Here is a 26,462-nt window from a genome sequence, read left to right as displayed (position 1 = left end):
CTTAACCTTCCAGTTCAATCTTGGTCAGGCACTCACGCAAGATAGGGCCGTACTCGGTCTTGCCGGGGCAGACAAAAGTACAGAGGGCCAAATCTTCCTCATCCAGCTCCAGGCAGCCCAGTGCTTGTGCACCATCGGTATCGCCAGAGATCATGTCCCGCAGCAGCAGGGTCGGCAGGATGTCGAGTGGCATCACCCGCTCATAGTTGCCGATAGGCACCATGGAACGATCACTACCATTGGTGGTGGTGGTGAAGTTGATCAGCTTGCCCTTCATCAGATGAGAAAGGGTGGTGCGGGTAATGGAGAACTTGTTGGCGCTGGGGTTGATCCAGCCCAGGAACTCTTTCTCGCGACCTTCACCCAGTGCGCAGACCTGATTGTGGTAACGACCCAGATAGTCGTGAACCCCGTCGGCCTTGGCACCGCTCAGCAGAGAACCGGAGATGATGCGGTTTTCGTCGGCACGCAGCTCGTTGTTGGTAATCTGGCTGATGCAGGCACCCAGACGGGTACGCAGCAGACGCGGCTTGAGCACGTTCGGACCTGCCAGGGCGATCACCTTGTCGGTGAAGATCTGGCCGGTGGTGAACAGCTTGCCGTAGGCGATCACATCCTGATAGTTGATGTGCCACTGCACCTTGGTGCTGCTGACCGGATCCAGGAAGTGGATATGGGTGCCAGGCAGACCGGCAGGATGAGGACCGACGAAGATCTCTTCCTTGACCTGGGCCAGGGGAGAGTGAGGCAGGCTGGCTTCGCCCTTGCAGACGTAGACGTTGCCATCGGTCAGGCGAGTCAGCACGGCCAGACCGTCGAGGAACGCCTGAGACTGTTCCTTGATGATCAGCTCGGGATTGGCTGCCAGCGGGTTGGTGTCCATCGCGGTCACAAAGATGGCGCGCGGGGCGGAGCCAACGGCGGGAACCTTGCTGAACGGACGGGTACGCAGCGCAGTCCACTGACCGGAGGCGAGCAGGATCTCCTGCACCTTGCTGCGTTCGAGCTTGGCCAGCTCGGCGGAGGCAAAGTGCTCGAAGGTTACCTGTTCGTCCGAGCCGTCGAGGTCGATGACCACGGATTGAAGAACACGTTTGGCACCACGGTTAATCTCTGAAACCACACCGGTGGCAGGAGCTGTGAATTTAACGCCGGGATTCTTCTTGTCTTCGAAGAGATCCTGACCTTTGATGACGCGATCACCTACTTTGACGAACATAGTAGGTCGCATCCCCACGAACTCCTCGCCCAGTGTAGCAACACGGGTGATGGCGGGGCCATCGTAGATTACTTGCTCTGGCGCACCCAGCACGGGGATGTCCAGTCCTCTTTTGATTGTAATCATACTTACTTGCACTACCGTTACGGGAAGAGAGGTTGGTTAGCGCCGAGAAATACATCACGACGGGTGGTCGAGTGACGATATTGCCGTTGCAACCAGTAAACAGCGCTGGCGATCATCCAATATGCGGGGTCACTCAAAAGCGCTTGAGTTTACCACTTATGACTCATTTTCTGCCATGACAAATGGGTAAAATCCCTGTGCCATCACAAAATTAACCTCTCCTGAATAAGGGGGTGAACCCCTCGTAAACCGTGGTTTTAAAGGTTTTTTTATTTGAATACCCCAATAGGGGTAATCTTATTGTTGAGAATATTGATTAGAAAAGATAATCCGGCAGTTTTGTTTGCGAGTAATTCTCATATGGGGCTTTTATCGCCCCATTTCCAATGACTTGCAGGCGGGATGGCAGAGGGATGCAGGAACTCTCCTGTTCTGGCCGCGTCAGGGTTTGCCGACGCAGCTCGGGGTGCGCGGTGCCTGGCCCTTTTGCTGCCATTCGCTCTCTGTGTAGGTATGCAGTGCCAGGGCATGTACCGGGCCGGCCAGCTCGGGGGCCAGCACTTCATTGATCAGGCGATGACGGGCCAGGAGACGCAGACCTTCAAATTGCGGGCTGACGATGACCACCTTGAAGTGGCTCTCGGAGCCGGGCTCAACACGATGCATATGGCTCTCGTTGATCACCTCCAGCAGGCTGGGAGTGAGGGCGGCGGTCAGTTTTGCTTCAATGTGTTGTTGCATGGTCATCAGGATGCTTCCAGAAAGTGAACGTGGGGCCATTCTATCGGCAGTTGCCTGGCGGAATAAGTCCCCTTATGGAGAGAAATATGGCCCGGGAACGCTGTCATGGCGGCTCGAACTGGTGAAATTCCTCTACCCCGCTAGAATAGCGCCACTTTGCGTCGCCCCTGGCGCCTGTTACCCGAATCAAGCCGAGGTTGGACTCATCCTATGGAAACCCTTCTTGTCACTCCCCATTGCCAGCTGACCCTCTATCGCTACCCGCGCCTGAGCCAGGAAACCCTGCAAGCCTGGGATGCGGCCGACGAATATCTGATCAACACCCTGGCTGAGTCCCCCCTGGAGCAGGCAGGCCCGGTGATCATCATGAATGACGGATTCGGCGCCCTGGCGGCATTTTTGCACGATTACGCTCCCGTCAGCGTCACCGATTCCTATATCAGCGAGCGGGCCACGCTGGCCAATCTGATCGAAAACGGGCTGGATACCGACGGCATCCGGCTGCAGGATGCGCTGGCGCCCCTGCCCGAGGCGCCGGCACTGGTGGTGATCAAGGTTTCCAAATACCAGGCGCTGCTGGAGCAGCAACTGTTGGCCCTGCGTCAGGTGGTGACGCCCGCCACCCGCATCATCGCCGCCGGCAAGGCCAAGGACATTCACACCTCCACCCTCAAGCTGTTCGAGAAATACCTGGGGGCAACCCGGACGTCGCTCGCCTGGAAGAAGGCGCGCCTTATCCACTGCGAACCGCAAGAAGAACGTCCGGCGCTGGCCAATCCGTTCCCCACCGTCTGGCCGCTGGAGGGCACCGACATGCTCATCCACAACCACGCCAACGTCTTTTCGCGCACCAGCCTGGATATCGGCGCCCGCTTCATGCTGGACAATCTACCGATACATAGCGCGCGCAAGGTGATCGATCTGGGCTGTGGCAACGGTGTGCTGGGACTCTCGCTGCTGGCACGGGACAGCGAGGTGGAGGTGACCTTTGTCGACGAGTCCTACATGGCGGTGGCGTCGGCACGGCTCAACGTCGAACACAACCTGGCGGAGGCGCTGCTGCGGGCCAGCTTCATGGTCAACAACTGTCTGGATGGCGTCGAGACGGGGGCAGCGGATCGGATCCTCTGCAACCCGCCCTTCCATCAGCAGCAGGCGATCACCGATCATATCGCCTGGCAGATGTTCTGCGATGCCCACCGGGTGTTGCCCAAAGGGGGGGAACTCTGGATAGTAGGCAACCGTCATCTGGATTATCACAATAAACTCAAGCGCTTGTTTGCCAACGCACAAGTCGTTGCGTCAAACAGCAAATTCGTTATTTTGAAAGCCATCAAACGCTAACGTCAAAGGAAGTTCATGATGAAAAAGTCACTCTTGCTGCTGGCCGCCCTGATGCTCGGCGGGTGCGCAACCCATTGGCCCGAGACGGCACTGCTCAATCCGCAGATCGTGCCGGCCAACCAGCAATACTACTCGGGCAACCGGATCACCATGGAAGGGGTAGACAAGCGTGAGGCTGCCTATGTCTTCTCCATCAAGAAGAAAGAGAAGGCCACCGTGCTGGTCAACAGCGAGCGTCCGCTCAATCTGCTGGTCGCAGAGAAGCTGGCCGAGGGGCTGCGCAGCCAGGGGCTCGAAGTGGGCAACAGCGGCACCACCAACCTGACCCTGGTTATCTCGACCGCGGCGGTCAATGTGGAAGAGAAGACCTTCACTTATGTCACCAAATCCCGAGTCAGCCTGCAGGTGATCGCCGATTTCCAGGGCAACCGTCTGACCAAACAGTTCAACATGTCCTCCAGTAAAGAGGGACCGGGCGAGCCGAGCATGGCAGATCTGGAATCCACCCTGAACCTGCAACTGGGCAACGTATTGCAGCAGATCATGGCGGATGAGGCCCTGCGTGGCTATCTGAAGGGTCAACCGAGCGGCGCAGGAGTCTGATCATGAAAAAACTCTGGTTGCTGGCCATGCTGGTTACTCCGCTGGCATTTGCCGGCCCGCAGGTAAGAATGGAGACCAACCACGGCAATATCGTGGTGGAGCTGGCGCCCAAGCAGGCGCCCCAGACGGTGAAGAACTTTCTGCGTTATGTGGCGGACGGCAGTTACGATGGCAGCCTGTTTCACCGGGTGATCCAGAACTTCGTGGTACAGGGGGGCGGCTACAACCAGCAGTTCCAGCAGCTGCCGACCTATGAGCCCGTGGTCAACGAATCCCGTGGCGGCCTGCCCAACAAGCGCGGTTCCATCGCCATGGCCCGCACCCAGGCGGTCGACAGCGCGACCCGCCAGTTCTACTTCAACCTGGTGGACAACAACAACCTCAACGCCAATGCCGGTGCCGGCTACACCGTCTTTGGCCAGGTGGTACAGGGAATGGAGGTGCTGGACAAGCTGGCACAGGTGCAGACTGGCTACAGCTCTATCCTGCGTGCCAACGACGTGCCGACCAGCCCCATCATCCTGAAGAAAGTGGTGTTGCTGGCCGAGAGCGGAACCGACAAGAAGGCGGGCAAGTAACCCTTTCTACCCGTGATGGCCGCTGCGACACGCTTTGTTGCAGAAGACAAGGCCCACCCCTTTCGGGGTGGGCCTTTTGTTTGTCTGGCGTTTGGGCCTGCCTTGGCTATCCGGGCCTAACCTGCCAAAATGGCGCACTTTTCCAAGATCCGTCAGGTAGTTGAACATGATCCGCAAACCGAGCTGGCGAGACTCGCTCGCCGTCTATCTCGAAGCCAGAGTGCTGATCCTCTTTGCCATGGGCTTTTCATCGGGTCTGCCCTTGCTGCTGGTCTTTGGCACCCTGTCGTTCTGGTTGCGCGAGGCGGATGTCAGCCTGACCGACATCGGCTATATGAGTTGGGTCGCCCTGGCCTATGGCTTCAAGTGGCTGTGGTCCCCCCTGGTGGATCGCATGCCGTTGCCGCTGCTCTCCAGGCTGCTTGGACGTCGTCGCAGCTGGATGCTCTTCTCCCAGTTGCTAATTGCGGGAGCCCTGGTTGGCATGGCGCTCTGCGATCCCAAGACCGGATTGGCGCAGCTGGCGCTGTTTGCCCTGCTGGTGGCCTTTGCCTCGGCGACCCAGGATATCGTCATCGATGCCTATCGCATCGAATCTGCGCCGGAGCGGTTGCAGGCGGCCATGGCGGCTTCTTACATGACAGGGTACCGGTTGGCGATGATCATGGCGGGGGCGGGAGCGCTGGCCCTGGCAGCCTGGTTTGGCAGCAACGTGGGTTATGACTATCGCGGCTGGCAGATAACCTACCTGCTGATGGCGGTGATGATGTCTCTTGGCATCATCACCACCCTCTTTTGCCATGAACCGCAGATCGACCAGGCTACCCAGGATCAGCAGCAAGCCGATCGCAAGGCCTGCCTGCTGGCAAAGGGGTGGCCATTGCCGCTGGCGAGTGCGGGGGCCTGGGCCTATGAGGCCATTTGGTGCCCCTTTGCCGACTTCTTCCACCGTTACGGTCGCTCGGCGCTGCTGATCCTGGCACTGATTGCCTGCTATCGGGTGGCGGATGTGGTGATGGGGGTGATGTCCAACAGTTTCTACGTGGATATGCAGTTCAGCAAGACCGAAGTTGCCACCATCACCAAGGTGTTCGGCGTCATCATGACGTTGGTGGGGGCGGCGCTCGGTGGCGTGCTGGTGATGCGATTCGGTACCCTGCGCATTCTGTTTCTGGGGGCGCTGCTGACTGCCAGTACCAACCTGCTGTTTGCCCTGCTCAACCAGGTGGGCCACAACCTGGAGCTGCTGACCCTGATTATCTCGCTGGACAATCTCAGCGCCGGGATCGCCACCGCCGCGTTTGTAACCTATCTCTCCAGCCTGACCAATGTCGCCTTTTCGGCGACGCAATATGCGTTGTTCAGCTCTGTGATGTTGCTGCTGCCCAAGCTGCTGGCGGGGTTTTCCGGCCAGATAGTGGAGCAGGTTGGCTACAGTGTCTTCTTCGTGGGAACCGGTTTATTGGGGCTGCCTGTGCTGCTGTTGATCGTCTTGGTAGCGAGAAAAGGGGAGTCGTTGTTCTCAATACCGAGCAAATAGCAAGCGTTTGCGTTAAAGCGGGGGTGATTAGATTCACACTTCCAAAGAAAGTTCCCCAGAAGTTGTTTCTCCCCCTATTTTATTTGATTAGAATCCCATTCGCTCCTTGTGGGCAGGCTACGGAAAACCTCAACTAACGCACAAGAGACCAATAAAATGGCCAAATTTACCAAGACTCTGATCGCTGCCGGCCTGCTGGCCGCTGCTGCCACTCCGGCGTTCGCTGCTGACTACAGCGGTGACATCCACAAGAACGATTACAAGTGGATGCAGTTCAACGTAATGCACACCATCGATCAGCGCCCGTTCACTGCCGCTGATGACGATTACAACGATACCTATCTGGAAATGGAGTTCGGCGGTCGTTCCGGTATTTTTGACCTGTATGGCTATGTCGATATCTTCGATATTTTCGACACCAAACACAGCGACAAGCACGGCGGCCAGAACCTGTTCATGAAGTTTGCTCCGCGCATGTCTCTGGATGCTCTGACTGGCATGGATCTCTCCTTCGGCCCGGTACAAGAGCTGTATATCGCCAACCTGAACAACATGGCTGATGGCCAGATGGAAAACCAGATCGGTCTGGGTGCAGACGTCATGGTTCCCTGGTTCGGCAAGGTTGGTATGAACCTGTACGCTCGCTACTCCAACGAGAACGAATTCTTCAGAGAAGAAGAGAACAGCTGGAACGGTTATCAGTTCTCCATGAACTGGTTCAAGCCTTTCTACACCTTCAGCAACGGCAGCTTCGTTTCCTATCAGGGTTACCTGGACTACGCCTTCGACCTGGACACCCACAACCGTGCTGACCGTACCAGCGACAACCTGGCTACCTTCCACGGTATCTACTGGCACTCCGACCGCTACGCCGTCGGTTACGGTCTGAAGTACTTCATGGATGCCTACGGCACCAAAGATGGCTCCACCTCTTACAACGGTTCTCCCTGGAAGAGCTCTGGCTTCAGCCACTACTTCTCTGTTACCTACAAGTTCTAATCGAACTTGGGGTACAAAAAACCGGAGCCTTGGCTCCGGTTTTTTTATTTCTGCCCGATTGGATAGGCGCGAAGAGAGAAAGCGCCCGGGGCAATCAATCGCGGAAATTCTGGAACTGCATCGGTTGGCCCAGTTCGGCGCCACGCACCATGGTCATCACTTCCTGCAGATCGTCACGCTTCTTGCCGGTGACGCGCACTTCGTCGCCCTGAATGGCGGCTTGAACCTTGATCTTGGAATCCTTGATCAGCTTGACCAGCTTCTTGGCCACTTCCTTATCGATACCCTGCTTGAACTTGACGTTCAGGTGGAAGCGCTTGCCGGAATGCACCGAATCACCCACTTCCATGGAGCTGGTTTCGATATTGCGTTTGAGCAGGGCATTGCGCAGTATCTCAACCATCTGCTTGAGCTGGAAATCGGCATCCGCTTCCAGTTTCACCTCTTCCTTGTTCAACTCGAAGCTGGCCTCTACCCCACGAAAATCGAAACGGGTGGCCAGTTCACGATTGGCGTTGTCGACGGCGTTCAACACCTCGTTCATTTTGACTTCAGAGACAATATCGAATGACGGCATAACCGGGCTCCTCATGTTGCGTTATCGGGGGGCAAATCTACCAGAAAACGGGCAAATTTGCTGATTTTGATGGGACCGCTCTGCTAGAATCCCCTGCGCACAGGAGTGGTCGGACCCGTTAGTGTCCGGCAGCGACATCTTCACTTATCTCAGGTAACAGGTTGAGAGGATTGCAGCCCTTACCTCGATTGAGTCACATCATGCCAAGCGGATTACTGAATTCTCGACAGCCTTCGACACCTCAATGGACCCTGCTGGGCTGTGGCGCCCTCGGCGGCGTTTTTGCATCCTTGCTCACCCAAAGTGGTCAGCCGACCCGCGTCTTGTTGCGGGATCACCATCAATCAACCCTGCACCCGGGTATCGACTTCACCTCCCTGGAGGGTCACACCCAGCTGCTCGCCATCGAGCGCGGATTTGTCAGCAAACCGGGACAGATCCAGCGCCTGCTGGTGATGACCAAAGCCAATCAGGTGATCGCGGCACTGACACCGCTGGTCGGCAAGCTGGCGGCCGGCGTGCCCATCGTGCTGCTGCACAACGGCATGGGCATTGCCGAGCAGGTCGTCGCCCTGTTTCCCCACAATCCGGTGATCGCCGGTGTCACCAGCCATGGCGCCATGAAGAGCGGCCACTTCGTGTTTCGCCACACCGGCAAGGGCGAGACCTGGCTTGGCCCGGTCAACGAGGCCGCCAGAGCCCATGCCGCGCTGGCCGATGAGCTGGCGCTGGCCCTCGGCCAGGCGGGCTGGGACGAGCAGATCCGGGCCCGTCAGTGGCAGAAGCTGGCCATCAACTGTGCCATCAATCCCCTGACCGCGCTGCACAAGTTGAAAAATGGCGAACTGGCGGGACCTCGTTTTGCCGATACTCTGCAGCAGGTTTGTGTCGAGGTAGCCGATGTTATGTGCGCCGAAGGCATGCCGACCACGGCCGAAGAGCTGTTGCGCCGGGTGATGACTGTGGTGGAGTTGACCGCCGATAATTACTCTTCCATGCATCAAGACATGGAGCAGAAGCGGGAGACCGAGATCGACGCCATCACGGGGTTCCTGCTGGCCAGCGCGGCAAAGCATGGCATTGCCGTTCCGGTCAATCAGGGGCTCTATCAGGCGATTAAAGAGAAGAGCCAGGTGGCGTGAGCCTAAAGGCAAGGAGGCGAGGATGAGCGTACTGGTGTTGGTGGCCCCGGGGTCGGAAGAGATTGAAACCGTGGCCATCGTCGATACCTTGGTGCGGGCCGGTATAGAAGTGGTGCTCGCCTCCTGCTGTCCGGTTGGTGAGCGCCAGATCAGGGCCTCTCGCGGAGTGCAACTGGTGGCGGATTGCCATCTCGACGAGCTGGCCAGCCGCGACTTCGAGGCGATCGTAGTGCCCGGTGGCCTGCCCGGCAGCGAAGTGATCCGCGATACGCCGCTTGCCATCGAGCTGCTGAAAGCGCAGGCCGCTCTCGGCCGTTGGCGAGCCGCCATCTGCGCGGCTCCCGTGGTGGTGCTGCAGCATCACGGCTTGCTGGGGGAGGCCAGGGTCACCTGTCATCCCGGCTTCCAGTCGCACCTGCCGGCTGCACAGTTGGCAACGGACAGGGTGGTCAGGGATGAAGCTCACCGCCTCATTACCAGCCAGGGGCCTGGCAGCGCCATCGAATTTACCCTCGAGCTGGTGCGGGTGCTGCGCGATGATGCCCTGGCCGAGCGCGTTGCGGCCCCCATGGTATTGCCATAAAGCAGGGCATGAAGTCCTCCTGCAAAACGGGCTCCCGCCATCACGGCGGGAGCCCGTTTTTTATCTGAGCGCAATGGGAAGAGCTTGGGTCAATAGTCGTACCGATCGCACTGTTTCTTGATGAATTCCCCCTGCCAGCGCGCCAGCTCCTCCCGTGTGCCCAGGGTATCCCCCTTCTCGATGGCCTGTTTGAGATGCGCCATCCTGTCATAAAGCCAGCGGCACTCCGCCGTGGGGTTGTTCTTGGCGCTCACGGCCAGCGGCAGCAGGCAGAGTCCCAGCCATAGATATTTCATCCCGAACGTTCCTTGTTGTGCATGAAAGGTCTCTTTGGAGTCTACCATCTTGTGCCAATGACGGGGATAGTGCGCCCTTTCGCCCTGGGGTAAGATAGCTGCATGTCTGGTTATTTATACAGTGGTATGCGCAAGATCATCCATATCGACATGGACTGCTTTTATGCGGCGGTGGAGATGCGGGACAACCCGGCGCTGCGTGACGTGCCGTTGGCGGTCGGCGGCGCATCCGATCGCCGTGGCGTCATCTCCACTTGCAACTATGTGGCCCGCCGTTTCGGCGTGCGTTCCGCCATGCCGACGGCGCTGGCGAAAAAGCTCTGCCCCCCCCTGGTGCTGCTGCCGGGGCGCATGGCGCTCTACAAGGATATTTCCCGCCAGTTGAGGGCCATCTTTCTGCGCTATACCGATCAGGTTGAACCCTTGTCGCTGGACGAGGCCTACCTCGATGTGACTCACAGTGCCTGCTGTGGTGGCAGTGCGACCCTGATGGCCCGGGAGATCCGCCATGCCATCGCCACCGAACTGGGGTTGACCGCCTCGGCAGGGGTGGCCCCCAACAAATTCCTGGCCAAGCTTGCCTCGGAGCAGCGCAAGCCCGACGGTCTGTTTGTCATCCGTCCCGACGAGGTGACCGAGTTTGTCCGCCAACTGCCCCTTGGCAAATTGCCCGGAGTGGGGCGCAAGACGGCGGAGCGGCTCGAAGCGCAGGGGCTCTACAGCTGTGAAGATGCCAGAGCCTTGAGCGTGGAGGAGCTGTGCGAGCGGTTTGGTAAATTGGGCGAGATGCTGGCGGGCCGGATCTGGGGGCGGGATGATCAGCCGGTTCAGGCACAACGCATACGCAAGACCATAGGGGTGGAGACCACGCTGGCGAGCGATCTGTGTGACGAGCAAGGCTGCCTTGCAGTACTGGACTCCCTGCTCCCCGAACTGGAGCGACGTTTTGAGGCCGTCTGCCCGGCAGATCAGTTGATGGGGCAGGGGATCAAGCTCAAGTTCTCCGATTTTCACCAGACGACTGTCTACCGCAGCCAGGGGGGTTACCAGCGCGGACTCTTTGCCGTCTTGCTGAAGGAGGGATTGCAACGGGCTCAAGGGCGGCCGGTGCGTCTGCTGGGGCTGGTGGTCGGCCTGCCGAAAGAGGGGGAAGTGAACCAGCTGTCGCTTGATTTGCTCTGAAAAAGTTAAGTTTTTGTTTATAAAGTCGATACTCTATTTATCTCGGTATGACGTGAAGTAGGAACTTGGCATGCGCGCTCTCTCTGTCCAGGGTCGGATCACCCTGATCTCCGGTTGTTGTCTGTTGGTTACGGCCGCCGTCCTGGTTATCTCCTCGCTCTACAATGCCAACAAGATGCAGGATCAGGTGCTGCAGGCCACCATGCAGGAGGCCCAGCTGTCGGCCGAGCACTGGATGACGGCGATAGGGGGTGAACAGGCAGCCAAGGTGACCAGTTACCTCGACGAAGCCTACTTCCGGGCCACCTTGCTGGCCGAAGATCTCCTGTTCCAGCGCAGGAATGCGGCCGAGAACTTTACCCATTCGGAAGCTCTGCGCGGAGCTCTTAATCAACAGCTGAGGGATGCCGTGGCCTCCTCTGCCAATCTTCTCGGTGCCTATGCGGTGTTCGAGCCGGATCAGCTGGATGGGGAGGACAGCAACTATCAGGGCTCCAGCGCTCTAGGGGCCAATGACAAGGGACGCTTTGCCAGCTACTGGGCCAACGATCACGGAAAGATAGTCTCCGAGGTCATGGATGAGGAGGTGCTGGCCGACGAGAGCCCCACCGAGACGGGCGGGGTGGAAAATGAGTGGTATCGCTGCAGCATCCGCACCCGGGCGCTCTGTCTGCTCGAACCCTATCTGGATGAGGTGGGGGGCCAACAGATCCTGATGACCTCGGTCACCTATCCCTTGCAGGAAGAGGGGGCCTTGCTCGGCATGGTGGGAGTCGATGTCCCCCTGACCAGTTTGCAACAGCTGGTGAACAGCATGGATCAACAACTCTACAGTGGAAAAGGCAAAATCCTGCTGGTCAGCCACGAGGGGCGGGTCGCCGGAGCCAACGAGTTTGACGTGTCCATGGGGCAGACACTGGGTCAGCAATATTCCGATCTGGCCGCCGATTTGAAAGGGTGGCTCGATCAGGGGCAAGTGCTGAGCCGCTGGAGTGACGACGGTGCCTTGTTGCAGACCTTCGTGCCAGTCACCATGCGCGGTACCCCGCAACAGTGGGGTATCTATATCGAACTCCCCAGGGACGTGGTGCTGGCGTCGGCCAAGCGGCTGCATGGCAACCTGGCCGAGGAGGGCAGACGCAGTGTAGCCACCCAGGTGGTGATTGGCGTGCTTATCTCCCTCATCGCCCTGTGCGGTATCTGGCTGATGGCACGCCAGATAGTGGCTCCCATCCGTGCCGTGGTGGCTCGCCTCAAAGACATTGCCAGCGGTGAGGGGGATCTGACCCAGCGCATCGAGATCCAGCGCGAGGATGAGATCGGCGAGCTGGCCAAGTGGTTCAACAGCTTCCTCAACAAATTGCAATCCACCATCAGCCAGGTCATCGCCACCGTGGAGGGGACGCGAACCAGCGCGGAGCGGGCCGCCCAGGTGGCCGAGCGTACCAGCAACGGCATGCAGGCCCAGTATCAGGAAATTGATCTGGTGGCCACTGCATTCGAAGAGCTCAGTGCGACGGCGCTGCAGGTGTCCGGCAATGCCAGCGCCGCGGTGACGGCGGCCAACGAGACGGACACGGCGGCCCAGGAGGGCAAATATGTGGTGGCCGATACCCAGACCGCCATGGGGCGGTTGATGACGACCATCAATGAGGCCCAGCCGGTGGTGGAGCGGCTCTCGGCCAACAGCGAGAACATCAATGACATCCTTATCGTCATCCAGGGGATCGCGGAGCAGACCAATCTGCTGGCCCTGAACGCCGCCATCGAGGCGGCCCGGGCAGGTGAACAGGGGCGGGGTTTTGCCGTGGTGGCCGATGAGGTACGCAATCTGGCGGGCCGCACCCAGAACGCCATCGTCGAGATCCAGACCCTGATCAGCGAGCTGCAATCTGGCACGGGTGCCGTGGTCAATGCGATCCGCGAGGGCCATGGTCAGGCAGATCAGACGCTCGCCAAGGTCGACCTGTCGGTACGGGTGCTGGAGCAGATCATCCAGTCCGTTTCCACCATCCATCAGATGAATGAACAGATCGCCAGGGCTGCCCAGGAGCAGACCCGGGTCGCGGAGGAGATCAATCGCAATGTCAGCAATATTCGTGATGTGAGCCACACCATTCGGGGTGAGGCGGCCACTTCCGCCGAAAACGGTCGCGAGCTGTCGGCATTGGCGGACAAGCAGCAGCAACTGGTGGGGCAGTTCAAGGTATAGAAAAAAGGCGCCATCCAATAAGAGGCGCCAAACACATTCAGATGACAGACTGGGTTAAATCGCGTCGATTTAGCCCCTCTTCCCGCAGAGGAAGAAACACAACACCACAATCACAGTCGGAAGGCTCACGGAAAACACATTAAACCAATATGTCGCAGAAAATGTGAGCCATATGACAACTGATTGCAGGGCGAATTATGTTTATTCACTGGTCGACCCGCAACCGACAAATTATAATGCGCCCCATTAGAAAAACTCATCGTCGGCTGGTGTCATGTCTCGTCGTTTACCCCCGCTCAATGCCCTCAAGGCGTTTGAAGCAGCGGCCCGTCACTTAAGCTTTACCCGCGCAGCAGAAGAGTTGTTTGTGACTCAGGCTGCCATCAGTCACCAGATCAAGGCGCTGGAGGAGTATCTTGGCATCAAGCTGTTCCGTCGCAAGAATCGCTCCTTGTTGCTGACCGAGGAGGGGCAGGGCTATTTCCTCGATATCAAGGATATCTTTGCCTCCATTTCGGAAGCGACCGACAAGCTGCTGGCGCGCAGTGCCAAAGGGGCGCTCACCGTCAGCCTGCAGCCGAGCTTTGCCATCCAGTGGCTGGTGCCCAGGCTGGTCAAATTCAGCGAGCGTCATCCCGATATCGACGTGCGGATCAAGGCCGTCGACATGGACGAGGGATCGCTCACCGATGACGTGGACGTGGCCATCTACTATGGCCGTGGCAACTGGCCCGGATTGCGCTGTGACAAGCTGCACACCGAGTATCTGATCCCGGTCTGTTCACCGCTGCTGCTGACCGGTCCCAAGCCGCTGCGCACCCCGGACGATCTGACCCGCCATACCCTGCTGCACGACACCTCGCGTCGCGACTGGAAGGCCTGGTTTCGCCAGCTCGACATCGATGCCCCCAACGTAAACCAGGGGCCCATCTTCAGCCACTCTACCATGGTGATCCAGGCCGCCATTCACGGCCAGGGGGTGGCCCTTGGCCACAGTGTGCTGGCCCAGCCAGAGATAGAGGCGGGTCGCCTCATCTGCCCGTTCGAGCAGGTGCTGGTGAGCAAGAACGCCTTCTATCTGGTGTGCCAGGAGCAGCAGTCCGATCAGGGCAAGATAGTCGCCTTCCGCGACTGGATGCTGGAACTGGTGGAGCAGGAGGAGGCCCGTCGCCGGGCCCGACTAGCCGATGCATGAGGTGATCCGGGAGGGGGCTGTTGATGCCCCCGTTCGCATTCTGTTGGCCCACGGTGCCGGGGCCGGTATGGAGCACGCCTTTCTGGCCGAGCTGTCGCGGCTGCTGGCCGGGCCCGATATCGAGGTGGTGCGCTTCAACTTCCCCTACATGATCAAACGGGCCCAGGATGGCAAGCGTCGTCCGCCCGATCGCCAGCCAGCGCTGCTCGAGCACTGGCGCCAGATGGTGCGGGAGTTTGCCCATCCCGGACTGTTTCTGGCAGGCAAGTCCATGGGCGGGCGGATGGCGGCCGAGATTGCGGGCGAGATGAATGCTGCAGGATTGCTCATTCTCGGGTATCCTTTCCACCCCCCGGCCAAGCCCGAGTGCTGGCGGGGCGAGGTGCTCAAGCAGATCACCACGCCAACCCTGCTGCTGCAGGGGGAGCGTGACACTTTTGGCAGCCGTGCCGAACTGGTCGATTTCCCCTTCTCCTCCGCCGTATCGGTCCATTGGCTGACCGATGGCGATCATGGCTTCAAGCCGCGCAAGGCGAGTGGCGTGAGTGAACAGGAAAATCTGCAGCAGGCAGCGAACGAGATAAGGCGCTTTGTCACCAACCCCCCGGTACAGGGTTGAGGACGGCGAGCGGGAACACAAGGAGAGTTGGAATGCAGATCCACCGACACTGGCTGGTGCTGGCCGGCTGCTTTGGCCTGACGGCCACCATGCTGGGCGCCTATGGTGCCCACGGCCTGGCGGCGACCGGCATTACGCCCGAGCGCCTGGCGGCTTTCAATACCGCCGTGCAATATCAGTTTTTTCATGCATTGGCCCTGCTGGTGCTGGGTTGGTGCGGCGTGCGCAGCAAGGTGATCACCTTTGCTGGCACCGCGTTTGTGCTGGGGATCCTGGGATTCTCCGGCAGTATTTATGCCATGGTGCTGCTTGGCAGCAAGGGGTTGGGGCTTATTACCCCGGCCGGTGGCCTCTGTTTTATGTTGGGATGGGCGGCCCTGATCTGGGCTGGCTGTCGTCTTGGAGGAAAAAATGAATAATCTGCTGCTGTATTGCCGCCCCGGTTTTGAGAAAGAGGCGGCGGCAGAGATCACCGAACGAGCCACTAACATGCAGTGTTATGGCTTTGCCCGGGTCAAGGACGACAGTGGCTACATCATCTTCGAATGCTATGGCGAGGACGAAGCGGATCTGCTGGCGCGCAAGCTGCCATTTCGCGAGCTCATCTTTATCCGCCAGATGCTGGTGGTGACCTGCGAGCTTAAAGATTTGGATCTGTCCGATCGCATCACCCCCATCCTGGAGGCGACCCGCGACTACGCCATCTGCGGCGATCTGCGGGTGGAAACCGCCGATACCAACGAGGCGAAAGAGCTGTCGGCCTTCTGCCGCAAGTTCACCGTGCCGTTGCGCCAGGCGCTGCGCAGCAACGAGATCCTGACCAAGAAGGAGACGCCGAACCGCCCCGTATTCCACGCCTTCTTCCTGGCCAACGATCACGTGATGCTGGGCTACTCCTACTCCTTCAACAACTCCGCATTCCACATGGGGATCCCGCGCCTGCGCTTCCCGGCCGATGCGCCGAGCCGCTCCAGCCTCAAGCTGGAAGAGGCATTCTATGTGTTCGTACCGCGGGAAGAGTGGGACGTGCGGCTGCGCTCCGGCATGAAGGCGGTGGATCTCGGTGCCTGCCCGGGTGGCTGGACCTATCAGCTGGTGCGTCGCGACATGATGGTGACCGCGGTGGACAACGGCATGATGGCGCAATCCCTGATGGATACCGGCCAGGTCAAGCACATCCGCGATGATGGCTTTGTCTGGCGCCCCAGCAAGAAGAATATCTACTGGTTGGTGTGTGACATGGTGGACAAGCCGGCGCGGGTCACCCACATGATCGCCGACTGGTTCCGCGAGGGTGACTGTCAGGAAGCCATGTTCAACCTTAAGCTGCCGATGAAGAAGCGCTACGCCGAGGCGGTGCACAACATCGAGGTGCTGCGTGAACTGCTGGCCGAGATCGACAGCGGCTTCATCATTCAGGCCAAGCAGCTCTATCACGATCGCGAAGAGATCACGGTACACGTCTACAACAAGTACTGGGTCTCCAAGCTCGAACCCAAGGCGTGATAGAGACGGAATATCAGCCGTAACATACGGAAATAATGCCAGGACCGACGGGGTTGCCCGTCGGCTTTTTTTTATCTGCAAAAATGCGACAGGTTCAGAAGCGGTAGTCGACGCGCAGGGAGGATTCGTCGTCGGTCACTTTCAGCTCGATCTGCAGCGGAATGGTCTTGTCGACCGGATTGAACTGCATCTTGACGCCATCCCCTCTTAGCTTGATGGCGGTGTGCATGCCACCGGCCTGGAATTTGACCCTGGGTTTGTAGCGCTCGAACGACAGGCTGACACTCTTTTCCGGTGTCAGGTTGAGCTGCGGGTAGGAGGTGACTCTCTGGTTGCCATAGTTGTCAGTGGCGACATCGATCCCGAATGAGAGCGGCTTGGGAGCCTTGAGCAGGTCATTGGTATCCAGGCTGGAGCGCCACACCTCGGTGGCGGCCCGCTTTTCCTGCTGCGGCAATCTGGCGGTCTGGGTCGGCAACGTCTGCTCGAAGGCAGAGACAGAGCCCCATAACAGCAGGTAACCCGGAACCAGAAAGCGCCAATACCCGTACATGAAAAACTCTCCCTGTTCTTCTTCTCTATTGAACATAGTTGCTCTCAAGAAGAGGGGAAAGTTGTCTGGAGCATAAAAAAGGGAGCCGAGGCTCCCTTTTAAAATCAATGAATTAGCTTACAGGCGATCGATAATGGCCTGGGTGAATTCACTGGTGGAGGCGCTGCCCCCAAGATCCCGGGTAACCCTGTCGCCGGATTCGATGGTGGCGCGAACCGCCTCGCGAATGCGCTCTGCTTTATCTTGCATGCCGAGGTATTCCAGCATCTGGATGGAGGCGAGGATCACCGAGGTGGGGTTGGCGATATTCTTGCCTGCGATATCCGGGGCCGAACCGTGCACCGCCTCGAAGATAGCGGCGCCATCACCGATGTTGGCACCAGGTGCCATGCCTAGGCCCCCGACCAGACCAGCGCACAGATCCGACAGGATGTCGCCGAACAGGTTGGTGGTGACCATTACATCGAAACGCTCCGGGTACATCACCAGATTCATGCAGGCGGCATCGACGATCATCTCCTCGCTCTGGATGTCCGGATAACGTGCCGCAACCTCGCGAGCCACTTCCAGGAACAACCCTGAGGTGGATTTGAGGATATTGGCCTTGTGGATGATGGTGACCTTCTTGCGCCCTTCCTGGCGGGCCAGTTCGAAGGCGAACTTGACGATGCGCTCGGCTCCGTCACGGGTCACTATGCTCATCGCCTCGGCGCTCTGGTTGTCGTCGCTACGCTTCTGGCCTGCGCCCGAGTACATCCCCTCGGTATTCTCGCGCACCGTGATGATATCAATGTTGTCGTAACGGCTCTTGGTGCCCTTGAAGGAGATGACGGGGCGGACGTTGGCGTAGAGGTTGAACTTCTTGCGCAGGGAGACGTTGATGGAGGTAAACCCGCCGCCGACCGGGGTGGTGAGCGGTCCTTTCAGACTGACCTTGTTCTTCTCGATGAGATCCAGGGTTGCCTGGGGCAGCAGTTCGCCATGTTTTTCGAGGGCGGTCAGGCCCGCATCGGCGTAGTCGTATTCGAAGTCACAGCCGGCGTGGTTCAGGATCTGGATAGCCGATTCGATGATGCTGGGGCCAATGCCGTCGCCGGGGATCACGGTAATTTTTGTTTTGGACATGAGAGGGTTCCACTTCCAGGGAGTAGGGGAGGATGGGGCTGTTTTATATCATTTACTCAGCAAACCAACCAGATTCCTTTACATTTTACTCAATTTCCTCAACGAGGTGGGTGAGTCGTGTCATGGTTCGCGCCCTCGACCGGCAATTTGTGTGCACCAGTCACTCGGGTTGTGGCGGATAGCGGATATCCCGCAGGTTGAATCCCAGTGGAATATCCTGTTGCAGTCGGACCAGCCGCTGGGCCAGCAGGGCCTCCTCCTGATGCTGCTGCAGCTTGCGCAGGGCCTTGGGGGCATCTTCCTGTTGGCAAGCCGTCAGCAGGGTAGCCAGATCGCCATATTGTTGCAGCAGCTGGGTCGCTGTCTTGGGGCCTATGCCGGGGACTCCCTTGATGTTGGAGCCGCTCACCCCGGTCAGCGCCCAGAAATCCACCAGTTGGGCCGGCGCCACCCCGTAGTGCTGCTGGACGAAGGCGGCATCGAGCCAGCGCTTGTTGAAGTAGTCGCGGATCCGGATCTGCGGGCAGATGAGCTGGCAAAACCCCTTGTCGGTGGAGATGATGGTGGCCTGATGGCCGCGCCTGGCAATGCCGCAAGCCAGGGTTGCGACGAGATCGTCCGCCTCGTCGGTCTCGGACAGCAGGGCGTCCACGCCACATTCCCAGAATGCATCCTGCAGCTCTCCCAGCCCTTCACGCAGTTCGGTTGGCATGGGCGTGCGCCCCTCCTTGTAGGCCGGGTAGACCTCCTTGCGCCAGCTGTGCACCTCGCCATCGAACACGGCGATGACATGGGTGGGTTCGCTGGCGGCCAGCAGCTTGCGGCAGGTATTGACGAGGTTGGCGCGAGTAGCGACGAGGGCCTGGGCGGGAGTCAGGGCCTGCTGGGCTTGCACCGCATGCAGACGGCGGATGAGATTGAGGGCGTCGATGATGAGCAGGTGTGGCCTGAGATTTGACATGGGGCACTCTTGGCTGTCGGGGCGCCACATTGTAACAACTGACGGAAGTCATGGCAGCCCTTCCATGGCCCGCGCGGCAAGCAGGGGATAAAAACGGGGGCCGATACGCCCCCGTTTGTCATCTTGATCTACCTATGAGCAGGCTTGATTGGCCGTCAGCGCACTATCTCGTAACAGGGCACATACTGGCTGCCAGGCAGCTTCATCCGCTGCTGTTTGACGAAGCTCTCCAGCAGCCTGTCCATCAGGTGCATCAGCTCCTTGTCGCCATGGATCTTGAAGGGGCCCTTCTTCTCGATGGCGCGAATGCCCCCTTCCTTGACGTTGCCTGCGACGATACCAGAGAAGGCGCGCCTCAGATTGGCTGCCAGCAGCTGGGGGGGCTGGTTGCGATGCAGATCCAGGCCCCCCATGCTGGCGTGATCCGGCTCGAACGGCAGTTGGAACTCGGGCTCAATCCGCAAGGACCAGTTGAAGGAGTAGGCATCCCCGACTGATTTGCGGTATTCGCGAATTTTCGGCATTGCCTCTTTCATCACCCGGGCCACCTCGGGCGCATCGCCGACGATGATCCGGTAGAGCTTGGTGGCCGGTTCTCCCAGGGTGGCCTTGATGAAGTCGTCGATGGCGCGGAAGTAGTCGGCACTCTCCTTCGGACCGGTCAGCACGATGGGCATGGGCTGGCGCTCGTTGGCCGGGTGCATCATGATGCCGAGCAGGTAGAGCAGTTCCTCCGCCGTGCCGACGCCGCCCGGGAAGATGATGATGCCGTGACCGAGGCGCACGAAGGCCTCCAGGCGCTTCTCGATGTCCGGCAGGATCACCAGCTCGTTGACGATGGGGTTGGGCGGCTCGGCGGCGATGATAGAGGGTTCAGTCAGGCCGATATAGCGGCCGCTGCGCACCCGCTGCTTGGCGTGGCCGACGGCGGCGCCCTTCATCGGACCCTCCATGGCACCCGGGCCACAGCCGGTACAGATATTGAGTTCACGTAGCCCCAGCTCGTTGCCCACGGCCCGGGTGTACTGGTACTCGATCTCGTTGATGGAGTGACCACCCCAGCAGACGATCAGGTTGGGATCGGCGCCGGGCTGGATCACCTTGGCGTTGCGCAGGATGGCGAACACCACGTTGGATATATGGGTGGAGTTGGTCAGGTTGACCTGGCGGTTGGACTCCAGCTGGTTGGAGACATAGAGGATGTCGCGCAGTACGGAGAAGAGGTGTTCCTGAATGCCGCGGATGATCTCGCCATCGACGAAGGCGTGCTCGGGGGCGTTGAACAGCTCCAGTTTGACCCCGCGCTCGCGCCGGATCACATGAATATCGAAGGATTTGAAACGCTCCAGTATCTCCTTGGAGCTGTCGGTATGGCTGCCCGAGTTGAGTACCGCCAGTGAGCAGTTGCGAAACAGCTGATAAATATCGCTGGAGGCGGTCTGTTTGAGGCGATCCACCTCGAGCTGTGACAGCAGGTCCATGCTGCCAACGGGATTGATGTGCGTAATCATAAATTCCCCTTTCACTCGCTTGTTATCGTTGTGTTTTCCCTGGGGAGAAAAGGGGGATGCTTGTGCATCCCCTGAGTTCGATAGTAGTGGCAAGGCAGGGGGAAGGGGAATAGGGATGAGTTGCGTTTGCCGTTTTTTTAGCCGCCTCAGGCAAGTGTCACTTGATCCCGGCCATTGTTCTTGGAGTGATAGAGCGCCTTGTCTGCCCGCTCGAACACGTCCGAGGGGTTGTCACCATCCTGGAACAGGGTGGCACCGATGGAGATGGTGATCTCCACCTTGGCATCACGAAACCGGAACGGGATGCTCTTGATGGTCTGGCGCAGGGCCTCCAGCGGCTTCTGGAACTTGTCCGGATTGATGTTGGGAAGCAGCACCACGAACTCCTCACCGCCAAAACGGGCGATGAAATCGGTATCGCGCAGGGTGCTCTGCAGGGCCTTGGCGACCACCTTCAACGCCTTGTCGCCGGCCATGTGGCCGTAGTTGTCATTGATGTGCTTGAAGTGATCGATGTCGATGATCGCCATGCACAGCGGGGTGCGGTAGCGCAGCCAGCGCTTGTACTCCTGCTCCAGCCGCTCGTCGAGGGCTGCCCGGTTGTGAACCTGGGTCAGGCTGTCGAGGAACAGCTTGTGCTTCTGGATGGTGAGCCGCTTCTTGTATTCGGCGGTCTCCTCCTTCATCAGTCGCAGCTTGGACTCCATGGTGGAGAGGCGGGTGAGCAGGTGACGCTCACGGGCAGCGGTGTTTTCCCGCTCCTGCAGCAGTAGATTGATGGCCCCCATATGGCCGGAGATGGTCTCTTTGAGAGCCTCCAGAGTCTGGTGGCTGGCCAGGGAGTGATCGATGGCCTGCAATTCGCTGACCAGCGCCTCCCGGGTCTCTTTGGTCTCGTTTTGCAGGGCGCGCCCTTCATCCAGCGATTCGGTAAAGCCGACGTGAACCGCAGACAGGCTCTCGTTGAGGGTGCTCAAAAATGCCCGGGAGGCTTTGCGCTCCTCACGGGTGCCCTCGATGATAAGCTCGATCACCTGCATGCAGGTCTCGGCCAGCAGGTGAGGGGCTATGCCAAGCAGCAGTTGGCGGCGGATATCTCCCAGGCTCTCGCCGATGGCGCCGGCAAAATCGAGTTCCGTGATGAGGCGCTGCAGCTCGTCAGCGATACGGGCATGATCCTTGAAATCGAAAGAGTCATGTGGTGCCTGATGATGATCTTCGCTCTCTGACGCCTGGGGAGCAGGTTTGACTAGCAGTGGCTGGCTTGGCAGCAACTGGATTTTGATCGCTTGCTGATAGAATTCGAGCAGCTTGATCACCTTCTTCTGGTGGTCGGCGATACCGTAACCAGCCGGGCTTGCCAGAAACTCCTTGAGGGATTTGCGGGTCTCTTCCGGGAAGCCCTTGATGGTTTTGAGCTGCTTGGAACCGAGTTCGATGGCCGCCTGGGTCAGGTTCATCGACTCTTCCAGGGCATTGCTGTGCTGTTGCAGCAGTTTTTCGATGGCGAGCAGGTCGGCATCCAGCGAGGTGTAGGATGGATTGCCGTCGAGTTTTTGCTTCAGGCGGGCAAACCGGTTGTCGAGTTCCCGATCGAAACCACGGCAGGAGAGCATCAGTTTGTTGATGAACTGGATGCTGCGGATGCGTTCCGCATCGGAGAAAGAGAGAAGACCGTCAAGCTCCAGCTGTTTCTGCTGGAGGGACTCCCTGAGTCTGGCCAATTGTCCTGTTACGGCAGCGATGTCGTTCATTATCAGGTCGCCCTGTTGTCATTCTTGTTTTTTATGTTGGATAGCAACCGTGGTCGAACCTCGCTTCGAGCCTCGTCTGTTATCTATGTTTTTATTGGTCAACTGGTGCCTGCGTCCTTGCAAGTCGGGGCCAATTAACCCATTGCTTTTCATGAGAAGAATTGACTTTTACCAATCCCTTGTCAATCGCCATCAAGCCGCATTGCCACACATCCCCATTAAAAAATGCCGCCTGCTGGCAATCGATGGCAGCCAGCTCCAGCCAGGCACTTTCCTGGCATTTTTCACTGAGCTGAATGGCTCCCGACAGAGCGAGATAGCAGAGATCGAACAGCCCGTTGTGATCCAGCGCGGTGGCCGCCTTTGGCAGGAAGGGGTGACTCACTATCCCGAGGCTTATCTGGCGATCCAGCGGATATTCGCAAGGGAAGGCGGCGATGGACGCCAGCAGGTCGCCAGCCAGCTGATGCAGATTGGCTACGTGACGCTGGGGCACCACATAGAGGATATGGCCTTCCCGCAGATCATAGATACGGCCATCCTGGGGGGTCAGGGTGTCGACATAGGTGCCAAAGGCCTGCTCTATTTCGCGACTGGCCTGATAGCCGTGATGCTCCAGGGCGTTGACCAGGAAAGGGACCCGGAACAGCAGGTAGTGCAGCTTGTCGTCAAATTCGCTGGTGGGCTCTTCACTCAGGAACCAGCGTTCCGATTTCAACTGGCGTTTGGCCATCTCCCGCGGCCAGCGATTCATCAGGCGTTGCCAGTTGGCGAGGCCGGAGCGTGGCTCGATCTGCAGGGCCTCACCGGTACGCTTGACCTGCAGGCGGGCGGTACGCAGCTTGAGCCAGAGCGTGAAGAAGAGGTAGATGAAGAGCGCCAGCAGCAGGCTGGTGGTGATGCTCGACCAGAGGTAGCGCTCCTGCTGGTGCTGGCTGTTGCTCAGGCGCTGCTCCAGCTCCTTGATTTGTTGAGCCCGTTCAACCTGAACATAGTTGTCACGAATGGCCGCCTGCTCCAGGGCCAGCTCCTGCTGGCGCACCTCTTCACCCAGGCGATGGAACTGCTTGTAGCTGTCGAGGGCCTGGCGCAGATAACCCTTTTGTTCATATGCGAGGGAGAGCAGGCGGAACACCTCGTACTGGCGGCGAGTGTCACCAATCTGGCTGGAGAGGGTTCTGGCATTTTCCAGCTGCAAGATGGCGATGGCGGCTTCCTGCTTCTTCAGATAGAGCTCCCCCAGCAACAGCAGGGTGTCGATCAGCGGCTCCTTGGCATCGTTCAGCTCATGGGACTGACGTGCCGCGTTGAGGTAGTTGCCGGCCAGCGAAAGATTGCCGCTGTACAGGTAGGTCTTGCCGATCTCGTACTTCAGCAGGGAGGCCTGTGCCCGGTTGGTGCCTTCATCCAGCAGATCCAGCGCGTTAAAGAAGTAGACCAGCGCCATGTTGAGATCATTTTGATCGCGGTTGAGGCGGGCCAGCACGATGAGGGAGTCACACAGCAGCGAACGGTTGCCGATGGAGTGAAAATAGTTGGCCGCCTCATTGGCATATTGCAGCGCCTTCTGGGGCTCCTGCTCCTCCTGATAGAGCTTGACGATCTGGTTCGACAAGAGACCGAGGAAGAGGGGGGCGTTGAGGTTCCTGGCGCGCTGCTGGGCATCGATATATTCACCGAGCGCCAGCTGGGGTTGTTGCAGGGCGCGATAGAGATCACCACTGATGGCGCTGACCCAGGCGCTGGCGAGCGGATTGGTGGACTTGGCCGCCCAGGTCCTGGCCTCGGCCAGATGGGCCTTGGCCCCTTCAAACTGCCGCTGCTCGATATCGTAACTGGTACGCAGCAGACGGCTGTATACCTGCAACTGACTCTGCTTGAGAAGAGGGGCTGCCAGCTGGCCGTCCAGCTGTTCCAGCAGCGTCTGCCGGTTGCTCTGCTGCTCCGGCATGCGCTCCAGGCTGCGCAGTTTGAAATAGAGCGCATGGGCTTTGAGTTCGGGTTGCTGCTCTTTTTCCGCCAGCGCGATGGCCGTGTCGAGCGCCTGCTGGGTGGCCTGATATTGACCGAGTTGCAGCAGGCACTTCCCCTTGAGCAGATTGGCACTGATATTCTGCGTCATGTTGCTGTAGCTCAGGAGCGGTTCGCGATAGCCGAACTCCTGGCGATTGCTGATGATCTGCTGGGGATTGTTGGCCGCACGCGTCAGGAAGGCGGAGGTGATCTGGACGCATCTGGCCGGATCGGTCAACACCAGGGACTGAGCCTGTTGCAGGTCGACGGAGAGCTGCTCCCTGTCCAGATCCAGATTCGGAGCGGACACGGAGGTCATCATCATGGCCAGAAAAAACAGTTGATTCATTGGATTAAGGGCGGCGCAGAGGTGAGGGCATGTTATCCAAGGCCCCCCCTCTGAGTCCAGTGTTTACTGGTGGCCGCGATGCGGTCCGGGGGCCGGAGAGGGGATTTATCCTCGCCTCTACTGTCTGGAGGCGGGCAAGGGGAGGGCGGGGTACCCTCTCTCCTTGCCTCTTTGAGCCGGGGTTACTGACGGATCAGGCGCAGGTTGGTGGGGACGGCCTCGAAATCGGAGCGGAACGGATTGATATCCAGCCCGCCGCGGCGAGTATAGCGGGCATAGACGGTCAGCTGCTGCGGCTGGCAGTAGTGCTGCAAGTCGATGAAGATCCGCTCGATGCACTGCTCGTGGAACTCGTTGTGCTGGCGAAACGAGATGAGGTAGCGCAGCAGCTTCTCCCGATCGACCCTGGGCCCCTTGTAGCGGATCACCACCGAGCCCCAGTCCGGCTGGCTGGTCACCAGGCAGTTGGACTTGAGCAGGTGGCTGTGCAGCGTCTCTTCCACCAACTCTGAGCCTGCGGCCCCCTGCAGCAGGGTCGCGTCAAACTCGTAACCATCGATCTCGATATCCTGATCGTCGATGCACTCCCCGGGCAGGGTGGCAATCTGGTGCGGCGCCCGGTCGAGGGGGAACAGGGTGACCTGGACGGCTTCTCCCGCACAGGCGCTGAGATCCTTGATCAGCATGGCCTGCACCGCCTCTATGGAGTCGCAGCGGGTCTGGTTGAAGGAGTTCAGATAGAGCTTGAAAGACTTGGATTCAATCAGGTTAGCGCTGGTGGCTGGTATGGTCACCTCGCCCACCGCGACCATCGGCTTGCCCTTGGCATTGAGCCAGGAGAGCTCGTAGAGGGTCCAGACATCGCAACCGGCAAATGGCAGTTCGGCACCCAGTTGCAGGTCGTCCCGGTTCAGGCTGCGCGGAACCGGCTGCAACAGGGAGGGGGTATACTGGCTGATGTAGTCAGACTGCTGGCCCAGGGTGAGGCCCTTGAGGGCGCTGGCCCCCGCGTATCTCTCTTGTTTGCTCACGTGTTTGCTCATGAAGTGTGGTGATCCCAGGGAAAGGCATACTGATGGCCCAATAGGGGCCCGGTTCAGGCGGCCTTGTCTGTCGCCATGTTTGATGGTGCAATAGCGGACTTTGCCAGCAATTGTGGGGATTTTCGATGTCGGATCAAGTTTTGTCTGCCCTGGCGCATTTTTTGGCCCGCTGGCAACGAGATGGTGAGGCTCGCAGAGGTCTGCCCCTGTGCGACTGGGAAGCGGACTGGCGCTCTCCGTGCCAGTTGCAGGAACCGGTCGATGGTCGCATCCCCTGGCGACCTTATCAGCGCACCGAGTCTGCCGATTTCAGCGCCCTCGCCGAGGCGCTGGAGCTGACGCTGCACCCTGATGCGCTGGCGCTGTTTGGTCACTGGTTCAGTCGCCCCATCCCCTGCCTTTTCAAGGGGCTGCGCCTTGAGCTGATCCTGCCCTGGAACGAAGCGGATCTCGATCTGCTGAAAGAGAACCTCATCGGCCATCTGCTGATGCTGCGCAAACTCAAGCGCACCCCTTCCATCTTTATCGCGACTACGCGCAACGAGATGACCCTGATTTCGCTCGATAACGAGAACGGTCAGGTGTGGCTGGAGTGGCTCGATTCCGGTCGCCGGCTGGTGCTGGCGCCTTCCCTGGCCGAGTTTCTCGCGCGGCTGGAGACCCTTCCGCAATAAAGTTGTCGAAGAGTTGT

General features: G+C 59.1%; 25 protein-coding genes. 14 read left to right on the top strand and 11 right to left on the bottom strand.

Annotated features, from left to right (window positions below):
- Nucleotide 1 precedes the first annotated feature (1 nt).
- Nucleotides 2-1,345 carry a Na(+)-translocating NADH-quinone reductase subunit A gene (locus MRK42_RS16245; protein ID WP_026456008.1) on the bottom strand — a complete coding sequence of 448 codons (1,344 nt, stop codon included), beginning with the start codon at nt 1,343-1,345 and terminating at the stop codon, nt 2-4.
- Nucleotides 1,346-1,786: 441 nt separating this feature from the next.
- Nucleotides 1,787-2,092, bottom strand: a complete 306-nt coding sequence (locus MRK42_RS16240) for a BolA/IbaG family iron-sulfur metabolism protein (RefSeq protein WP_042028010.1) — start codon at nt 2,090-2,092, stop codon at nt 1,787-1,789.
- A gap of 204 nt (nt 2,093-2,296) precedes the next feature.
- Between MRK42_RS16240 and MRK42_RS16235 the strand changes: the two genes are divergently transcribed.
- The 5 genes from MRK42_RS16235 (at nt 2,297) to MRK42_RS16215 (ending at nt 7,150) form a co-directional block, all read left to right on the top strand.
- Nucleotides 2,297-3,430 (top strand): methyltransferase, encoded by a 1,134-nt coding sequence (locus tag MRK42_RS16235; RefSeq protein WP_338611067.1) that lies wholly within the window; start codon nt 2,297-2,299, stop codon nt 3,428-3,430.
- An 18-nt stretch (nt 3,431-3,448) separates the two neighbouring features.
- Complete coding sequence (locus MRK42_RS16230) at nt 3,449-4,033, top strand: YajG family lipoprotein (protein ID WP_026456005.1); 585 nt, start codon at nt 3,449-3,451, stop codon at nt 4,031-4,033.
- A 2-nt stretch (nt 4,034-4,035) separates the two neighbouring features.
- Nucleotides 4,036-4,611 (top strand): peptidylprolyl isomerase, encoded by a 576-nt coding sequence (locus tag MRK42_RS16225; RefSeq protein ID WP_338611066.1) that lies wholly within the window; start codon nt 4,036-4,038, stop codon nt 4,609-4,611.
- A 160-nt stretch (nt 4,612-4,771) separates the two neighbouring features.
- Complete coding sequence (locus tag MRK42_RS16220; protein ID WP_338611065.1) at nt 4,772-6,151, top strand: MFS transporter; 1,380 nt, start codon at nt 4,772-4,774, stop codon at nt 6,149-6,151.
- Between the two features lie 156 nt (nt 6,152-6,307).
- Nucleotides 6,308-7,150 (top strand): outer membrane protein OmpK, encoded by an 843-nt coding sequence (locus MRK42_RS16215; RefSeq protein WP_042073198.1) that lies wholly within the window; start codon nt 6,308-6,310, stop codon nt 7,148-7,150.
- Nucleotides 7,151-7,244: 94 nt separating this feature from the next.
- Here the strand turns inward: MRK42_RS16215 and MRK42_RS16210 are convergent, their stop codons facing one another.
- Entirely contained in the window at nt 7,245-7,727 is a 483-nt protein-coding gene (locus MRK42_RS16210) for a YajQ family cyclic di-GMP-binding protein (RefSeq protein WP_338611064.1), read from the bottom strand.
- Nucleotides 7,728-7,927: 200 nt separating this feature from the next.
- Between MRK42_RS16210 and MRK42_RS16205 the strand changes: the two genes are divergently transcribed.
- Nucleotides 7,928-8,869: a 2-dehydropantoate 2-reductase gene (locus tag MRK42_RS16205; protein ID WP_338611062.1), complete on the top strand. Its 942-nt coding sequence runs from the start codon at nt 7,928-7,930 to the stop codon at nt 8,867-8,869.
- A 22-nt stretch (nt 8,870-8,891) separates the two neighbouring features.
- Complete coding sequence (locus MRK42_RS16200) at nt 8,892-9,452, top strand: DJ-1 family glyoxalase III (protein ID WP_338611060.1); 561 nt, start codon at nt 8,892-8,894, stop codon at nt 9,450-9,452.
- Between the two features lie 89 nt (nt 9,453-9,541).
- Here the strand turns inward: MRK42_RS16200 and MRK42_RS16195 are convergent, their stop codons facing one another.
- Nucleotides 9,542-9,748 carry a hypothetical protein gene (locus MRK42_RS16195; RefSeq protein WP_338611058.1) on the bottom strand — a complete coding sequence of 69 codons (207 nt, stop codon included), beginning with the start codon at nt 9,746-9,748 and terminating at the stop codon, nt 9,542-9,544.
- A gap of 126 nt (nt 9,749-9,874) precedes the next feature.
- Here MRK42_RS16195 and dinB point away from each other — a divergent pair, with 126 nt between their 5' ends.
- The 6 genes from dinB (at nt 9,875) to rlmM (ending at nt 16,462) form a co-directional block, all read left to right on the top strand.
- Nucleotides 9,875-10,930, top strand: coding sequence for a DNA polymerase IV (gene dinB / locus MRK42_RS16190; protein ID WP_338612499.1), 1,056 nt, complete (start codon nt 9,875-9,877; stop codon nt 10,928-10,930).
- A gap of 70 nt (nt 10,931-11,000) precedes the next feature.
- Nucleotides 11,001-13,142 carry a methyl-accepting chemotaxis protein gene (locus MRK42_RS16185; protein ID WP_338611056.1) on the top strand — a complete coding sequence of 714 codons (2,142 nt, stop codon included), beginning with the start codon at nt 11,001-11,003 and terminating at the stop codon, nt 13,140-13,142.
- Between the two features lie 274 nt (nt 13,143-13,416).
- A complete protein-coding gene (locus tag MRK42_RS16180; RefSeq protein WP_042027993.1) occupies nt 13,417-14,337 on the top strand; it encodes a transcriptional regulator GcvA in 921 nt (306 codons plus the stop codon).
- Entirely contained in the window at nt 14,330-14,956 is a 627-nt protein-coding gene (locus MRK42_RS16175; protein WP_338611053.1) for an alpha/beta fold hydrolase, read from the top strand. Before MRK42_RS16180 ends, MRK42_RS16175 begins: the two co-directional genes overlap by 8 nt.
- A gap of 32 nt (nt 14,957-14,988) precedes the next feature.
- Nucleotides 14,989-15,375, top strand: a complete 387-nt coding sequence (locus MRK42_RS16170; protein ID WP_225634249.1) for a DUF423 domain-containing protein — start codon at nt 14,989-14,991, stop codon at nt 15,373-15,375.
- Nucleotides 15,368-16,462 carry a 23S rRNA (cytidine(2498)-2'-O)-methyltransferase RlmM gene (gene rlmM / locus MRK42_RS16165; RefSeq protein WP_026457371.1) on the top strand — a complete coding sequence of 365 codons (1,095 nt, stop codon included), beginning with the start codon at nt 15,368-15,370 and terminating at the stop codon, nt 16,460-16,462. Before MRK42_RS16170 ends, rlmM begins: the two co-directional genes overlap by 8 nt.
- A 94-nt stretch (nt 16,463-16,556) precedes the next feature.
- Here the strand turns inward: rlmM and MRK42_RS16160 are convergent, their stop codons facing one another.
- From MRK42_RS16160 to queF, 7 genes are all read right to left on the bottom strand, one after another.
- Nucleotides 16,557-17,015, bottom strand: coding sequence for a hypothetical protein (locus MRK42_RS16160; RefSeq protein WP_338611051.1), 459 nt, complete (start codon nt 17,013-17,015; stop codon nt 16,557-16,559).
- 117 nt (nt 17,016-17,132) lie between these two features.
- Entirely contained in the window at nt 17,133-18,140 is a 1,008-nt protein-coding gene (locus MRK42_RS16155; RefSeq protein ID WP_042073186.1) for an isocitrate dehydrogenase, read from the bottom strand.
- A gap of 160 nt (nt 18,141-18,300) precedes the next feature.
- Nucleotides 18,301-19,101 carry a flap endonuclease Xni gene (xni, locus tag MRK42_RS16150; protein ID WP_223378772.1) on the bottom strand — a complete coding sequence of 267 codons (801 nt, stop codon included), beginning with the start codon at nt 19,099-19,101 and terminating at the stop codon, nt 18,301-18,303.
- A 155-nt stretch (nt 19,102-19,256) separates the two neighbouring features.
- On the bottom strand, nt 19,257-20,612 hold the full coding sequence (gene ppnN, locus MRK42_RS16145; protein WP_042027984.1) for a nucleotide 5'-monophosphate nucleosidase PpnN: 1,356 nt from the start codon (nt 20,610-20,612) through the stop codon (nt 19,257-19,259).
- A 146-nt stretch (nt 20,613-20,758) separates the two neighbouring features.
- Nucleotides 20,759-22,366, bottom strand: a complete 1,608-nt coding sequence (locus MRK42_RS16140; RefSeq protein ID WP_338611047.1) for a GGDEF domain-containing protein — start codon at nt 22,364-22,366, stop codon at nt 20,759-20,761.
- A gap of 91 nt (nt 22,367-22,457) precedes the next feature.
- A complete protein-coding gene (locus MRK42_RS16135; protein ID WP_338611045.1) occupies nt 22,458-24,728 on the bottom strand; it encodes a hypothetical protein in 2,271 nt (756 codons plus the stop codon).
- A 182-nt stretch (nt 24,729-24,910) separates the two neighbouring features.
- Complete coding sequence (queF, locus tag MRK42_RS16130) at nt 24,911-25,771, bottom strand: NADPH-dependent 7-cyano-7-deazaguanine reductase QueF (RefSeq protein WP_338611043.1); 861 nt, start codon at nt 25,769-25,771, stop codon at nt 24,911-24,913.
- 125 nt (nt 25,772-25,896) lie between these two features.
- On the opposite strand from queF, the gene syd reads away from it, so the two are divergent.
- Nucleotides 25,897-26,445: a SecY-interacting protein gene (gene syd, locus MRK42_RS16125; protein ID WP_338611042.1), complete on the top strand. Its 549-nt coding sequence runs from the start codon at nt 25,897-25,899 to the stop codon at nt 26,443-26,445.
- The last annotated feature ends 17 nt before the right edge of the window (nt 26,446-26,462 follow it).

Source organism: Aeromonas sp. 19NY04SH05-1, from assembly GCF_040581895.1.
GTDB lineage: Bacteria > Pseudomonadota > Gammaproteobacteria > Enterobacterales > Aeromonadaceae > Aeromonas > Aeromonas enteropelogenes.
The sequence above is the reverse complement of the archived record's forward strand: the minus strand, read 5'-3'. Positions and strand labels throughout refer to the sequence as shown.

Bases quoted from the DNA above. Each gene is read 5' to 3' on its own strand.
- MRK42_RS16205 (WP_338611062.1), top strand. From the start codon at position 7,928: ATGCCAAGCGGATTACTGAATTCTCGACAGCCTTCGACACCTCAATGG.
- MRK42_RS16235 (WP_338611067.1), top strand. From the start codon at position 2,297: ATGGAAACCCTTCTTGTCACTCCCCATTGCCAGCTGACCCTCTATCGC.
- queF (WP_338611043.1), bottom strand. From the start codon at position 25,771: ATGAGCAAACACGTGAGCAAACAAGAGAGATACGCGGGGGCCAGCGCC.
- MRK42_RS16175 (WP_338611053.1), top strand. From the start codon at position 14,330: ATGCATGAGGTGATCCGGGAGGGGGCTGTTGATGCCCCCGTTCGCATT.
- MRK42_RS16215 (WP_042073198.1), top strand. From the start codon at position 6,308: ATGGCCAAATTTACCAAGACTCTGATCGCTGCCGGCCTGCTGGCCGCT.
- MRK42_RS16155 (WP_042073186.1), bottom strand. From the start codon at position 18,140: ATGTCCAAAACAAAAATTACCGTGATCCCCGGCGACGGCATTGGCCCC.
- MRK42_RS16240 (WP_042028010.1), bottom strand. From the start codon at position 2,092: ATGACCATGCAACAACACATTGAAGCAAAACTGACCGCCGCCCTCACT.
- MRK42_RS16135 (WP_338611045.1), bottom strand. From the start codon at position 24,728: ATGAATCAACTGTTTTTTCTGGCCATGATGATGACCTCCGTGTCCGCT.
- MRK42_RS16170 (WP_225634249.1), top strand. From the start codon at position 14,989: ATGCAGATCCACCGACACTGGCTGGTGCTGGCCGGCTGCTTTGGCCTG.
- MRK42_RS16210 (WP_338611064.1), bottom strand. From the start codon at position 7,727: ATGCCGTCATTCGATATTGTCTCTGAAGTCAAAATGAACGAGGTGTTG.
- MRK42_RS16245 (WP_026456008.1), bottom strand. From the start codon at position 1,345: ATGATTACAATCAAAAGAGGACTGGACATCCCCGTGCTGGGTGCGCCA.
- MRK42_RS16225 (WP_338611066.1), top strand. From the start codon at position 4,036: ATGAAAAAACTCTGGTTGCTGGCCATGCTGGTTACTCCGCTGGCATTT.
- xni (WP_223378772.1), bottom strand. From the start codon at position 19,101: ATGTCAAATCTCAGGCCACACCTGCTCATCATCGACGCCCTCAATCTC.
- syd (WP_338611042.1), top strand. From the start codon at position 25,897: ATGTCGGATCAAGTTTTGTCTGCCCTGGCGCATTTTTTGGCCCGCTGG.
- MRK42_RS16160 (WP_338611051.1), bottom strand. From the start codon at position 17,015: ATGTACGGGTATTGGCGCTTTCTGGTTCCGGGTTACCTGCTGTTATGG.
- MRK42_RS16140 (WP_338611047.1), bottom strand. From the start codon at position 22,366: ATGAACGACATCGCTGCCGTAACAGGACAATTGGCCAGACTCAGGGAG.
- MRK42_RS16200 (WP_338611060.1), top strand. From the start codon at position 8,892: ATGAGCGTACTGGTGTTGGTGGCCCCGGGGTCGGAAGAGATTGAAACC.
- rlmM (WP_026457371.1), top strand. From the start codon at position 15,368: ATGAATAATCTGCTGCTGTATTGCCGCCCCGGTTTTGAGAAAGAGGCG.
- MRK42_RS16185 (WP_338611056.1), top strand. From the start codon at position 11,001: ATGCGCGCTCTCTCTGTCCAGGGTCGGATCACCCTGATCTCCGGTTGT.
- MRK42_RS16195 (WP_338611058.1), bottom strand. From the start codon at position 9,748: ATGAAATATCTATGGCTGGGACTCTGCCTGCTGCCGCTGGCCGTGAGC.
- MRK42_RS16230 (WP_026456005.1), top strand. From the start codon at position 3,449: ATGAAAAAGTCACTCTTGCTGCTGGCCGCCCTGATGCTCGGCGGGTGC.
- MRK42_RS16180 (WP_042027993.1), top strand. From the start codon at position 13,417: ATGTCTCGTCGTTTACCCCCGCTCAATGCCCTCAAGGCGTTTGAAGCA.
- dinB (WP_338612499.1), top strand. From the start codon at position 9,875: ATGCGCAAGATCATCCATATCGACATGGACTGCTTTTATGCGGCGGTG.
- ppnN (WP_042027984.1), bottom strand. From the start codon at position 20,612: ATGATTACGCACATCAATCCCGTTGGCAGCATGGACCTGCTGTCACAG.